11 protein-coding genes are annotated in these 13,410 nt (G+C 55.8%); 6 read left to right on the forward strand and 5 right to left on the reverse strand.

All coding sequences use genetic code 11. The features are described 5' to 3' along the window. Positions 1-5 precede the first annotated feature (5 nt). On the reverse strand, positions 6-251 hold the full coding sequence (locus tag K1X80_RS16065) for an acetyl-CoA carboxylase (protein WP_057440886.1): 246 nt from the start codon (positions 249-251) through the stop codon (positions 6-8). Positions 252-346: 95 nt separating this feature from the next. After that, positions 347-1,105 carry a 5-oxoprolinase subunit PxpA gene (locus K1X80_RS16070; protein WP_169960879.1) on the reverse strand — a complete coding sequence of 253 codons (759 nt, stop codon included), beginning with the start codon at positions 1,103-1,105 and terminating at the stop codon, positions 347-349. Positions 1,106-1,231: 126 nt separating this feature from the next. On the opposite strand from K1X80_RS16070, the gene K1X80_RS16075 reads away from it, so the two are divergent. Beyond that, positions 1,232-2,149, forward strand: a complete 918-nt coding sequence (locus K1X80_RS16075; protein WP_057440882.1) for a LysR family transcriptional regulator — start codon at positions 1,232-1,234, stop codon at positions 2,147-2,149. 410 nt (positions 2,150-2,559) lie between these two features. Further along, the gene (locus tag K1X80_RS16080; RefSeq protein ID WP_057959268.1) at positions 2,560-4,227 is read left to right on the forward strand and encodes a BCCT family transporter; all 1,668 of its coding nucleotides are present in this window, start codon (positions 2,560-2,562) and stop codon (positions 4,225-4,227) included. 228 nt (positions 4,228-4,455) lie between these two features. On the opposite strand, the gene K1X80_RS16085 is transcribed toward K1X80_RS16080, so the two are convergent. Together K1X80_RS16085 and K1X80_RS16090 are read right to left on the reverse strand one after the other, a co-directional pair. Then, positions 4,456-5,178 carry a 3'-5' exonuclease gene (locus K1X80_RS16085; protein ID WP_057959267.1) on the reverse strand — a complete coding sequence of 241 codons (723 nt, stop codon included), beginning with the start codon at positions 5,176-5,178 and terminating at the stop codon, positions 4,456-4,458. After that, positions 5,175-7,055, reverse strand: coding sequence for a DUF294 nucleotidyltransferase-like domain-containing protein (locus K1X80_RS16090; RefSeq protein ID WP_057959266.1), 1,881 nt, complete (start codon positions 7,053-7,055; stop codon positions 5,175-5,177). The genes K1X80_RS16085 and K1X80_RS16090 overlap by 4 nt, the downstream gene beginning before the upstream one ends. 775 nt (positions 7,056-7,830) lie before the next feature. Between K1X80_RS16090 and K1X80_RS16095 the strand changes: the two genes are divergently transcribed. The 4 genes from K1X80_RS16095 (at position 7,831) to K1X80_RS16110 (ending at position 11,039) form a co-directional block, all read left to right on the forward strand. Then, positions 7,831-8,826 carry a TRAP transporter substrate-binding protein gene (locus K1X80_RS16095; RefSeq protein ID WP_057959265.1) on the forward strand — a complete coding sequence of 332 codons (996 nt, stop codon included), beginning with the start codon at positions 7,831-7,833 and terminating at the stop codon, positions 8,824-8,826. A gap of 65 nt (positions 8,827-8,891) precedes the next feature. Continuing rightward, the gene (locus K1X80_RS16100; protein ID WP_057959264.1) at positions 8,892-9,524 is read left to right on the forward strand and encodes a TRAP transporter small permease; all 633 of its coding nucleotides are present in this window, start codon (positions 8,892-8,894) and stop codon (positions 9,522-9,524) included. Continuing rightward, a complete protein-coding gene (gene dctM, locus K1X80_RS16105) occupies positions 9,521-10,804 on the forward strand; it encodes a C4-dicarboxylate TRAP transporter large permease protein DctM (protein ID WP_057959263.1) in 1,284 nt (427 codons plus the stop codon). The genes K1X80_RS16100 and dctM overlap by 4 nt, the downstream gene beginning before the upstream one ends. Positions 10,805-10,880: 76 nt before the next feature. Beyond that, positions 10,881-11,039 carry a YeeE/YedE family protein gene (locus tag K1X80_RS16110; RefSeq protein WP_178118094.1) on the forward strand — a complete coding sequence of 53 codons (159 nt, stop codon included), beginning with the start codon at positions 10,881-10,883 and terminating at the stop codon, positions 11,037-11,039. A gap of 238 nt (positions 11,040-11,277) precedes the next feature. On the opposite strand, the gene K1X80_RS16115 is transcribed toward K1X80_RS16110, so the two are convergent. Further along, entirely contained in the window at positions 11,278-13,404 is a 2,127-nt protein-coding gene (locus K1X80_RS16115) for a TonB-dependent siderophore receptor (protein ID WP_220172286.1), read from the reverse strand. Positions 13,405-13,410 lie beyond the last annotated feature (6 nt).

The following is a 13,410-nucleotide window of genomic DNA, read 5'->3' on the forward strand; positions in this document are numbered from 1 at the left end:
CGCCCTCACTCGACGTCGAGTGTTGCGATGACTTGACCCGGCTCCACCGGATCACCGTCTTCTACCAGGAATGCGCTGAGACGACCAGCCGTCCCGGCGGTCAGTTCGGAGAACTGCTTCATGACCTCAATCAGGCCAATCACCGTATCGGCGCTGACCTGAGCGCCCACTTCGACGTAGTTCGCCGATTCCGGAGTCGCTTTGCGGTAGAAGGACCCCGGCAACGGGGTGATTACACTGTGTTCGGCCATGTCTGTTCCTCTTGGAATAGTTGTAGAAAGGCAGGCAAAAAAGTACCTGGGTGGGCAAACCCAGACGTGTGTGTGCCAAGTATTTTTATTCGGTCTCAGCGCGGTGATCGGACCTCTATACACGCGTCATCGAGGGCACGACGCGTTGCTTCGACCAACGCCAGGGCGCCCGGCGTATCGCTGTGCAAACAGATGGAATCGAATTCAATCGCCAGGTCTTCGCCCTCGACGGTGCGCACCACGCCCAGTTGGCAAGCACGCAGCACTCGCTCGGCGACCTGGATCGGGTCGTAAGCCCGCACGTTGCGGGTGAAGACGATGGAGCCGCTGAGGTCGTATTCGCGGTCGGCGTAGAACTCGCGAATCACAGGTTGGCCAAGGTCCGTGGCAATCCGCCAGATCACGGAACCGGGCATGCAATACAGCAGCAACTCCGGCTCCAGACGCTGGAGGTTCTCCACCAGCAAAAGCGCAGCCTCTTCGTCCCGGGCCAGGTGCATGTAGAGCGCGCCGTGGGGCTTGATGTGTTGCAAGGCTACGCCCTGAACCCTGGCTAGCTCACGCAAGGCGCCTAACTGATAGAGCATGTCATCGACCAGTTCCTGGGCCGGCGCATTGATGTGCCGACGGCCAAAACCAACCAGGTCGCGAAACCCCGGATGCGCGCCGATAGCCACGCCCAAACGCTTGGCATGCTCGACGGTACGTCGCATGGTACTGGGGTCGCCAGCATGAAAACCGGTGGCGATGTTGGCCGAACTGATAAAGCCCATCAGCTCATTGTCGACGCCATCGCCGATGGTCCAAGGGCCAAACCCTTCGCCCATGTCCGAGTTGAAATCTACTGCCTGCATGACGCTTGCTCCCAACGCTTGTGACTTCTTGCAGGCCACGTTAGATTCCTTCTCTCCCCCTTGGGAAGATCTATTATCAGATAGGCTGTCTTCTGAAAAACAGATACGCGCTCACCAGGAGAGCCTATGTCACTGACCCTGCGCCAGATTCGCTATTTCGTCGCCACCGCCGAGATCGGGCAAATTTCTCAAGCGGCGATTCAGTTAAATATTTCCCAATCGGCCGTGACCACGGCGATCAAGGAGCTGGAAGGCATCCTCGGTACACTGTTGTTCCAGCGCTCGGCCCAGGGCATGAGCCTGACCGATGCCGGGCGGCACTTTTTGAATCGGGCCTACGTGATTCTGCGCAGCGTCGATGATGCGTTGAACAGCCCGTTGCCGGACATCCGCGCCAGTGGTGTATTGCGCTTGGCGGCAAGCTACACGGTGATCGGTTACTTCTTGCCACACCACCTGCAACGGCTTGAGCATTGGCATCCGGACGTGGCCATCGAAGTGCACGAACAAGAACGCACGGCCATCGAGCAGGGTCTGTTGGAAGGTCGATTCGACATGGCAGTGGTGCTCACCGCGAACCTGACCCACCCGGACATCGTCTCGGAGACGCTCTTCAACTCCGAGCGCCGGCTATGGCTGCCCAGCGGCCATGCCCTTTGCGAGCGCTCGGCCGTGAGCCTCGCCGATGTGGCGCAAGAGCCCTACATTCTCCTGACCGTCGACGAAGCCGAACAAAGTGCAATGCGTTACTGGGAACTCGCAAACTTTCAGCCGGACGTCAAAGTGCGCACCAGTTCCGTCGAGGCGGTGCGCAGCATGGTAGCCAATGGTAACGGCGTTGCGATCCTCTCAGACCTGGTACACCGCCCTTGGTCGCTGGAAGGAAAGCGCATTGAAACCCTGACCATCTCCGATCAGGTGACCCCCATGAGCGTCGGCCTGGCGTGGCATCGCGAACGTGAATTCAGCTCGGCGATGCACGCATTTCGAAATTATTTCCACCACACATTTCTAACGCCCCAACAGCATTTCGCACGACGCTGAAAACTTGCGATTTTAATCAAGGATGACCGGGAGCCACGCACGGTGGGCTACCCGTACTGAAGCGGCGTCGCGAAGGACTTCACGTAAACCTCATCGGTATGAAGCGGGCAACTTTCACGATCGTGGAACGCTTTGGCGCTCACGCCAAACCGGACGGGATACATAAGCTGATGGGGCATTGATCTGGCCCGCGCAAACCTGTTCATTGCACTCAATCGAACAGATTGAAGCCCAAAATCAAGTCATGTGGTTGTGAACTATTCGATCGAAGGGCTGTGCAATAGGCAAGTTTTGCCGGTTTTATTCTCAAAGCTTGTTAGGATAAACGCGCTTACATCTCGTTTTACCATAGGAACAGCGGGGATAATCACAACTACACGTTAAGACGTGCCAACAACAAGGAGATTCTTATGGTTGAAAAGCCTACGGATGATCGACCGAACACCCCAAACGTCCCCAGTGAGGACGGTATTCCTGCGCCTAGTGGGGCTGCCAATCTGATCGACACTGACTACGTCATCGGTCAAGACAATATCAAGGGAGAGTTTTCATTCTCGCTCGATATCCACGGCAAAGTATTCATCATTTCAGCTGCCACAATTTTACTGTTCGTGATTTTGACATTGGCACTGCAAAATGAAGTAGAGCCCCTCTTCAGCGCCATCCGGAACTGGTTAACCAGCCACCTCGCCTGGCTCTTCATGAGCATTGCGAATGTTTTTGTGGTGCTGTGCATTGCGCTGATTTTCTCCCCGCTGGGAAAGGTGCGTTTGGGCGGCAGAGATGCCAAACCAGACCACTCCTACGTCGGATGGTTTTCAATGCTGTTTGCCGCGGGCATGGGCATTGGGTTGATGTTTTATGGCGTAGCCGAACCCATGTCGCATTACGCGGCATCCATGGGAGGCGTGACCGTCGATGCGAGCGGAGTGCGTACGGACTGGGCACCGTTGGGCGGTGCAGCAGGCGATATGAAAGCATCCGCCGACTTGGCCATGGCCGCTACGATCTTTCACTGGGGACTTCATCCCTGGGCGATCTATGCAATTGTGGCGTTGTCCCTGGCATTGTTTTCTTACAACAAGGGCTTACCGCTGTCGATACGCTCAATTTTCTATCCGTTACTGGGTGAGCGCGTTTGGGGATGGCCGGGGCATCTCATCGATATTCTCGCGGTATTCGCCACACTATTTGGGTTGGCGACCTCTCTGGGCATTGGCGCAGAACAGGCTGCTGCGGGGATTGAATATCTCTTCGGGATACAATCGACAAATCTCAGCAAAGTTGTCCTGATCGTTGGCATCACCTTGATCGCGCTGTGGTCAGTCCTTTCCGGTTTGGACAAGGGCGTCAAAATGCTTTCCCAGATCAATATGGGACTCGCGTTTCTCTTACTGGTATTTATCATCGTAGTGGGGCCGACCCTGGCCATCTTCACCGGGTTCTTCAGTAACCTGGTGACGTATGTTGAATACCTGCCGGCGCTGTCAAATCCATTCGGCCGCACTGACACTCAATTCACCCAAGGCTGGACAGCCTTCTACTGGGCGTGGTGGATCAGTTGGTCGCCGTTTGTAGGGATGTTTATCGCCCGCGTCAGTCGTGGTCGAACGGTCAGAGAGTTTCTGATTTCGGTCTTGCTCGTCCCCTCAGTGGTGTCTGTGCTGTGGATGACAACGTTCGGTGGAACGGCCATTGACCAAACGACCTTACAGGGCCTGATGGGCGTCAAGGACGCTGTGCTGGAACTGAAGTTGTTTGCCATGCTGGGGGAGTTGCCGCTTAAAGAGATCACCTCATTCCTGGGCATCGTTCTGGTCATTGTGTTCTTTATTACCTCCTCGGACTCAGGCTCCTTGGTAATCGACACAATCACCGCCGGCGGCAAGGTGGATGCGCCGGTGCCTCAACGTGTGTTCTGGGCAGTGATCGAGGGCGTTATTGCTATTGCTCTCCTGCTGGGCGGCGGTCTTGTGGCATTGCAGGCAATGGCAGTGTCTACAGGGTTGCCTTTCGCAATCGTATTAATGCTGGGGTGCATATCCCTCGTGAAAGGACTGATGTCTGAGCCTCGCTAGCAAATAGGCTGCCGCTGTCAGCGCGCAGCCCCCCCCCCGTGACGCCATCGTCTGCGCAGATGGCGTCACCCTGAGTACCGCTAGCGAGTCAATGCCCATTTGCTCAAGGCGGATAATGACGGCAGGCCCAACACCCAAATGCATCTCAAAGCGAGATCCATCGGCCCAAGCGGAGGCCTCAGGAAGGTCCGTCAGACAGCCGCAAGCGTTTCACTTTCAAGCGGCGACTCAGTTCCATAACTCGCCAACAGGCGTGGACGTTGAGTAATGAGTCGCTACTTGCGCCTGCAACAGTTCTGCCGTCGCCAGGGCATCGGTTAATGCATGGTGAGCGTGATAAGCCGGAAGGCCAAGGCGCGCTCGGCTATCCGCCAGCCTTATGGACGGTTGTGAGCGCCCCATAAGTCGGGCGAACCACCCGCGTTTTCGCCGGTGTAGACGGGCTTCTAACTGCATCGTATCGATGACCGGAAACTCAAACCCCTCCCCTAAATGGCTACGCACTGCCTGATCCAGAAAGGCCCGCTCAATATTCCGGTAATGGACGACCATCACCTTACCTGCCATGGCCTCCAGCAATGGCGCCAGCACCCGCTCAAAGGTGGGAGCATCTGAAATTTCAGCATGGGTTATGTGATGAAACGTCACTGACTTTTCCTTCAGCTCGGACGCTGGCTTTATCACCCAGTAAAGCGAACTCCCACAATAAATGCGCTGCAGCGTGAACGGCATGACGCCGATGCTCACAATACTGTCAGCCTGTGCATCAAGGCCGGTGGTTTCTACGTCCAAGGCCAGCAATTGCACGCTTTCAATGGATGCCTGTGCCGAGACCGCGCCGGCTTGATAGAACTGTCGCAAGCGGCTGTTAACGGCCTCGCCTGCCAGCGTCTCAAACCGCGCGGACCACTCCAGCATTTTATGATTGGGCTGCGCTTTCACGTGGTTCATGAGGACAGGCGACCCTTGGAGGGATAACGGAAGCGCAAGAAATTCTGGCCATTACTCAAGACTTGAAACGCCTCTTTGAGGTTATGCCGCTCACTATTGGAAAAGCGCTCAGGCTCAATGTAATTATTAAGCGCAGCTCCCTGCTCCAGTGCGTCAACCTGATGTCGAATTCGCACCATCGACAGGAACTCCAGCGCGTATCGGAGTTGCTTTAATGCTTCAGGCGGAATGACGTTGCTGTTCGCGATGGCATCCATGCGATCAAATGAATTCTGCGCGGTACTGCCACACGCGAGCGCGTGGATACGGATCAGATCAGTCAGCGGTGCAGTGCCTCGCCCCTTGAGGTTGATAATCCGTTTATGCTGCCCATCTGTCTCAACCACAAAGGTCCGGAAAAAGCCCAATGGCGGTGTCCGGTTAAGGGCAATTCGAGCCATGGCACTTAGAAAAACAGGATGTGCGCTGGATTTTCGAGCACACAGAACCTTAAGTTCCTGAACAAGCTCGAGTTCGCCAAACACACCATCCAGATCGAAAAAAATACAACTATTGAGCAACGTCGTCGGATTAGGCTTTTCGATCCACTGATCAAAATAACTTCGCCATACCTTCAGCGGCTGACGCCACTGATCGTTCGTCGCCATGATCCCGCCTTTGCAATAGCTGTAACCGCACGCGGCCAGGCCATCACTCACAAACGTCGCCAACGCGCGGAAGTATGCATCGTGCTGGATCGGATCGAAGCGGTCGTCGAGCACCAGGGCGTTGTCCTGGTCCGTCACCAATAGCTGCTCATCACGTGCCATGGAGCCCAGCACCATAAAGCAGTAAGGCACCGGAGGCGGCCCCAGCTTTTTCTCTGCGAGCTCCAGCAAACGTTGGGTAAAGGCTCGGCCAATACCAGAAATCGCGCTGCCAATCATGTGCGCCGTCGCGCCATCACGCACCATGCGGATGTAGGTTCCGCGCAGGTCACGCAAAAGCGATTTCAAACCGTCGACCGACGTCTGGTTAGAGATTCTGTTTACCAGGTACAAACTGCTGTGTGACTCGTAGCGGATGATATCCGACAGGTTGATCAGCCCGATCGGATGGCCAAGATGGACCACCGGCAGATGGTGAATATTACGGCGCAACATCACCAGCATCGCTTCAAACACTGAGTCGTCTGCGCCTATCGCTACCGGCTCGGCCGTCATGATGTCTCGGGCAGACGTTTCGTCAGCGTTTCGGCCTTCAGCGACAACGCGTGTGCGAAGGTCCCGATCGGTCACAATCCCTTGGATTTCAGCCGCCTGCAAGCCCGCTGATGACATCACCAGAACGCAAGAAACACTTTGCTCTGTCATGATTTTTGCCGCGTCGCCGACACAGGTATCCGACGTGACCCACACCAAGGGCCGAGAGATAAGGCCTCGGCATTTGAGCTGAATAAGCTCACTCGCCCGCCCCTGCGCCTCTACGGCAGTCTTGAGCCTGGAATGCCCCTCAGCTTCAACGAAGTCGGCGAAAGCATCATGCTGTGCGCACAGTTCAGCGAAGATATTGGCGGGTATGTAATAGATCAGGCTATCTTCCAAGGCTCTGGCGGGAAAACGCACCTTGTTACTGCGCAACAAACCGGCCTGACCGAAGAGGTCGCCTTCGACAAGTCGGTTATAGAGTTCGCCATTGCGCCGGTAAATCTCCACCGCACCGCTACGGACATAGTGCAAGTCATGAATGATTGCGCCCGCTTCAAGGATGTCACTGCCGGCCTTGAAATAACTCACTTCTACCCGCCGGGCGATGGCGTCTACCGTTTCCTTTGGTAGCGTATCAAATGGAGCGAAACGATAGAGGTGGTCGCTAATCTCCTGTAACTCGATTTGCATGAAACCTCGAAATGCTCAAAAGAACTAAAGTTGCGAGCGCCCTAAATGACAAAGGACAGTCGTCTTTCTGTGTGGCCCACCACATCACATCCCGATACAAGGATCAAGCGCCACGTCTAATCTACGCCAAGAGTTGCAATAACTGCTGCGCAACGGCTGGCCGTCATATTGGCAATACCGGCAGGAGCGGCATTCGCTGAATGCATAGCGCAGGTGCTATCGCCAAAGCACATAAGTTACAAATATTTATGGGCATCCTGCCGGCGATGATTGCGCAGGAGATGAGCGATTGCGCGACCGCTGCGCCACCTGCCAGGATGAGGCCTTCAGAGCGGATAAAGGGTTCTATTGGGAGTAGGCGTCTCCGACATATTCAGTAACCTTATTTTTCGGGACCCTGAACACGGTGCGAGACACGCAAGTTTAGCGGCCGGGCAACGCCTGTCTAAAAGTGCGCTCTACTCCAGTACGGCATACCCCCAAGTTAGCGACCTGTGCAGGCTATTGAATAGTCTCGGAAACTACCTAGAAGCAATATCGGGCGGTATAACTGGGCGAATACTAGGAGGCCGCCCCCCAGGACCTGGCCCAATCTGACACCGCGGGTGTCGCACAGGGGCAGAAGATTCGGAAACTGCTCAGTGGCGCTTTCCATTGCCACGCTTGCGCTCCTGCACTAAGTGATGTTTTTGCCTAGACTGGAGTCTTGGCCGTATAACCGAATGCGCGTCAGAGCGTTGGCCAAAAAATACAAAAATAAGAGGATTCCCCCAAAATGTTCAAATCCATCTGTAAGGCACTCGCCTGCACGCTTGCTCTAGGGAGCATGAGTGCAGTCATGGCAGCTGATCCAGTCATCATCAAGTTCTCACACGTCGTCGCCGACCATACGCCCAAGGGCCAGGGCGCACTGATGTTCAAGAAGCTGGTAGAGGAACGCTTACCCGGTAAGGTCAAGGTCGAGGTTTATTCCAACTCATCGTTGTTTGGTGATGGCAAAGAGATGGAAGCCCTGTTGTTGGGGGATGTGCAGTTAATTGCGCCGTCATTGGCCAAGTTCGAACAATACACAAAGACCCTCCAGCTGTACGACCTGCCCTTTCTGTTTGATGACATCGCTGCAGTTGACCGCTTCCAGATGAGCCCGCAGGGCCAAGGACTGCTTAAGTCCATGGAGAGTAAAAACATCACCGGCCTGGCCTATTGGCACAATGGGATGAAGCAGTTGTCGGCCAACAAACCGCTGCGTGTTCCTGGGGATGCCCGAGGCCTGAAGTTTCGGGTGCAGGCTTCCGCCGTGCTTGAGGAGCAGTTCAAGGCCTTGCGCGCCAACCCGCGCAAAATGAGCTTTGCCGAGGTGTATCAGGGTTTGCAGACCGGTGTAGTCAACGGTGCAGAAAACCCTTACTCGAACATCTACAGCCAGAAAATGCATGAGGTACAGAAATACATCACCGAATCCAACCATGGTGTGCTGGACTACATGCTGATCACTAACACCAAGTTCTGGGACGGTCTGCCGCCGGATATTCGCAGTGAACTGGACAAGATCATCGTGCAGGTTACCGCGCAAGTTAACAAAGAGGCCGAACAGCTCAATCAGGACGCCAAGCAAAGCATCATTGCCGCCAAAACCACCGAAATCATTACCTTGACTCCTGAGCAACGCGAGCAATGGCGAGCCGCGATGAAACCCGTCTGGAAAAAATTCGAAGCTGATATTGGCCCTGAGCTGATCACCGCTGCGCAAGCCGCCAACACGGCTCAATGACCGGGAGGCAGGTGTTACCGACGTGGTAGCACCTGCCAGTCATTACGATACGGGAGATGCCATCCATGCAGGCCTTTCGGCGCATCTGGGAACACTTCGAGGAAGGCTTCATTGTCTTCCTTCTGGCCGCCATGACATTGGTAACGTTCGTCTATGTCATTCTCAACAATCTCTATACGCTTTTCTACCGTCTTGCCGACAACTGGGAAGGCGCCAGTAACGTATTGTTTGCCATGGGTGATGGCGTCATGAGCATGGCTCAAGCCATGACCTGGAGCACCGCACTCACCAAGGCGCTGTTCGGCTGGCTGATCTTCTTCGGCCTGTCCTATGGCGTGCGCACCGCCGGGCATATTGGCGTTGACGCGCTGGTAAAGCTGGCGAGTAAACCCGTCCAGCGGCTCATTGGAATCTTGGCCTGTCTTTGCTGCCTGCTCTATGCCGGCCTGTTCAGTACGGCCAGCTTCGAGTGGATTCATACCTTGATGTCGGCGGGAATAGGCGCCGAGGACCTTGGCCATTTCGGGATCATGCAGTGGCACATAGGGCTGATTGTCCCCGTGGGTTTTGCATTGGTTTTCATCCGTTTCGCTGAAATTTTCGTGCGCATCCTGCTGCACCGCCAAACCGGTCTCGGCCTGGCCGATGAAGCCGCTGACGTGATGAAACTGACCGAGCACGAGGACAATAAACCATGACCATTGCCTTCCTGTTCACGGCACTCTTCGCATTGATGTTCATTGGTGTGCCCATTGCCATTTCCTTGGGCTTGGCGGGCTCGCTGACCCTTGTATTTTTCAGCCCAGACTCAGTACGTTCCCTTGCAATAAAGTTGTTTGAAACGTCGGAGCACTACACCCTGCTGGCGATTCCGTTTTTCTTGCTTGCAGGCGCCTTCATGACCACCGGCGGCGTCGCACGCCGACTGATCGACTTTGCCAACGCCTGCGTCGGCCATATTCGTGGGGGGCTGGCCATCGCCGCCGTATTGGCCTGCATGCTGTTTGCAGCCCTTTCCGGCTCCAGCCCCGCGACGGTTGCGGCGGTAGGTTCGATCGCCATTGCCGGCATGGTGCGCTCTGGCTACCCGCAGGCATTCGGCGCGGGAATCGTCTGTAACGCGGGCACACTGGGTATCCTGATACCACCCTCAATTGTGATGGTGGTTTATGCCGCCGCCACCGAGACATCCGTTGGCAAGCTGTTCATGGCCGGCGTCATACCAGGCCTGTTGCTGGGGATAACGCTGATGGTGGCGATCTACATCGTCGCCGTTAAGAAAAACTTACCGGCCCTGCCACGTGCAACCCTGCGTGAGTTTCTGAGTGCTGCGCGTAAAGCCATCTGGGGATTGCTGTTGATGCTGATCATCCTGGGTGGCATTTACACCGGGATGTTCACGCCGACGGAAGCCGCCGCCGTTGCTGCCGTGTATTCAGCGTTCATCGCCTTGTTCGTCTATAAGGATCTGACGTTTCGCGAGACCCCTAAAGTGCTGCTGGACGCCGCCAAGTTGAGCATCATGCTGATGTTCATCATTGCCAACGCCATGCTCTTTGCTCATGTATTAACCACCGAGCAGTTACCCCAACAAATCACGGCCTGGGTGATCGAGGCGGGGCTGACACCGGTGACCTTCCTGCTGGTGGTGAACATTGTCTTGTTGGTGGCTGGCGCCTTTATGGAGCCCTCGGCCATTATCCTGATCCTGGCGCCGATCCTTTTTCCAATTGCCATAAAGCTGGGTATCGACCCGATTCACCTTGGGATCATCATGGTGGTCAATCTGGAGATCGGCTTGATCACACCCCCGGTCGGTCTGAACTTGTTCGTGACGTCCGCGGTGACCGGCATGTCAGTGCCTGCCACCATCAAGGCAGCCATGCCCTGGCTGGTGCTGTTGCTGCTGTTCCTGGTGCTGATTACCTATGTACCCTGGATTGCACTGGCACTGCCCAACTGGCTGGGCATGAATTAATGCCCGCCCTCCCCAACCAGGCATCCTCCGCGAGGTCCCTAAAAGGAAATCGCTATGATCGATATGAGCCACACCGATGAGTGCATGGGGCGGTGGCTTATTGATCGGTACGGGCGCCGTGCTGTTGATACTGTTCAATGGACGTATCGCCGGCATCAGCGGCATCGTCGGCGGTCTGCTACGCCCGGTGCCCGGGGATGTCGCCGGCGAGCTACATTTGTGCTGGGGCTGTTGATGATTTCGTATTGGTATAAGGAGGCCACACAAGCCCTATTCCTTACATTAAACAGCGCATAGGGACCGACAGAGATTCTCTTTTTTCGTTTTTCGCTGATTGCGGTTCAATGCGAGAGGCCAAGGCACGCGGGGCAGACCATTGCGCAAAGCGCTTTCATCGATAGGTGTAAGCCCACCTGAGCAAAGGTGGACTTGAGATTTTCGATAATGCCCCAGCGAGCAGCGTTCTGATTTGGCTAAAGGGTGTAAGAAATCCCCACTTGCACCGTACGTGGCTCACCCGGGTAGGCGTAGAAATTCAGGAATGAACCTTCTTCGTACTCACGATTGAACAGGTTCTTTATGTCGAGATTGAGCCTGACCTTTTCGTTGACCTTGTAGTAGCCAAGCAAGTCTACGACCGTGTAAGCCCCCATCGAGAACGTGTTGTTGGCGGTCTGGCCGGCACGCTCGGCCACGTATTTACCTCCCCCGCCGAGGCCCAACCCTTTCAGCGCGCCATCCTGGAATTCATACACATTGAGCAGGCTGAAGCTGTTGCGCGGAATGTTCGCCAAGCGCGTCCCGGTACGTACTGTAGTGTCTTTGGTCACTGCAGCATCCACATAGGCATAGCCGCCGATCACCCGCCACTCGGGCGTCAGGTTGCCGGCTATATTCAAATCGAAGCCGCGACTGCGTACCTGGCCTGTAGCGACTTTGAAGGCTGAGTCAACGGGGTCGTCCCCCTGGACATTTTTCTTGTCGATCTGGTAGATCGCCGCGTCGACGCTCAGCTGCTGGTCAAGCGCTTCCCACTTCACGCCCATCTCGTAAGACTTGCCCTTCTCCGGCTCAAACCCGCCGCCTTGGCGGCTGGCACCCGCGTTGGGCTTGAACGAGCGCGCGGCATTCGCGTAGATCGCGACAGTGTCAGTGAGGTCATACATCACGCCGACGCGCGGGGTGACGGCGTTGTCAGCAGAGTTCCAGTTTTTTACGCCGGGCACGTAGGATTCGTACTCGTGCTCGAAGCGCTCAAAGCGCGCACCAGCGAGCACCTTTAAACGCTCGGTCAGAGCCACTTGATCCTGTACGAAAGCTGCGTAAGTCTTGAGGTTTTCTTTGTCGTGGGTCGGCGTACGAGTCAGCGCCGGACGTGGCTGGCCATAGACCGGGTTGAAGATGTCAATTGGAAAATCGCCGCTGGAGCGTCGAATGATCGACTTGTAGTCGTAATCTTCGTACTCGACGCCAGTCAGCAACGTGTGATCAAGGCCACCCGTAGAAAAGTGCCCAGTCAGGTTCAGTTGATAGTCTTTATCGGTCCAGTCCAGCTTGCGGTAGTTGAAGTTGCGCTGGAGTGTTCGACCATCGGCATTCAAGCTGTTGGCACCGTTAGCCTCAACAGCATTACCCTTCATAGTCCCGTCCAGCCACTGGAAACCACCGCCCAGGGTCCAGTTGTCGTTGAGCATATGCTCGAAACGCAGCTGAGCCATGTTGTTATCGTTGTGCAGATTGCCGGCGTATCTTTCACCCCAGAAGGTGTCGCGGGACGGCGTACCGTGCTGGTTGGCGAAGCGGGTCAGGCCTCGGTCAAGCGGCTGGTTGTTGCGCATGAAGTCGCCTTCGAAAATCACCTTGGTGTCGTCCGTGACCTGCCAGCTCAGGACAGGCGTCACCCCATAGCGCTCGGTGGATACATGGTCGCGAAAGGTGTCTCCTCCCTCACCCACCAGGTTCAGGCGATAAGCCAGACGCCCTTGCTCATCCAGCGGGCCTGAAGCATCAAGGGTGCCACGTTTCATACCCTGATCGTCCAACTGGCTACCCAATGTGACCGTACGCTCAGGTAAAGGCTGCTTGGAGACCACGTTGAAGGTACCGCCGGGATCGCCCCGGCCATAAAGCATGGTCGCTGGCCCGCGAAGCACTTCGAGACGCTCAATGCTGTTGGCGTCCGGCATGCTTGGATAGCCCCGGTTAATCGGAAAACCGTTGCGGTAGAACTCTGCGGTTGTAAAGCCCCGCACGGTGAAACTGGTAAGCCCTTGCCCACCGAAGTTGTTCGCCCGGCCGACGCCACCGGCATACTCCAAGGCCTCCTGCAAGCGGGTTGCACCAATATCCTCTACCACGTCTTTGGGCACCACGCTGATGGACTGAGGTGTCTCATGGATAGCGGTATCGGTGCGTGTCGCACTTGCAGAACGTGTAGCGCGATACCCTTTGACCGGCCCTTGAGCCGTCTCAGCGTCTATTTCGCCCGTGACATTGATGGCTTGCAGCTCAAGGCTGGCATTTTCGGAAGCGGCAACCTGCGTACAGACAAAAGGAGAAAACGCCTGAAGCACGCAAAGGGAAATCAAGGTACGACGCATGGAAGT

This window comes from Pseudomonas sp. So3.2b (assembly GCF_019464415.1).
GTDB lineage: Bacteria > Pseudomonadota > Gammaproteobacteria > Pseudomonadales > Pseudomonadaceae > Aquipseudomonas > Aquipseudomonas shahriarae.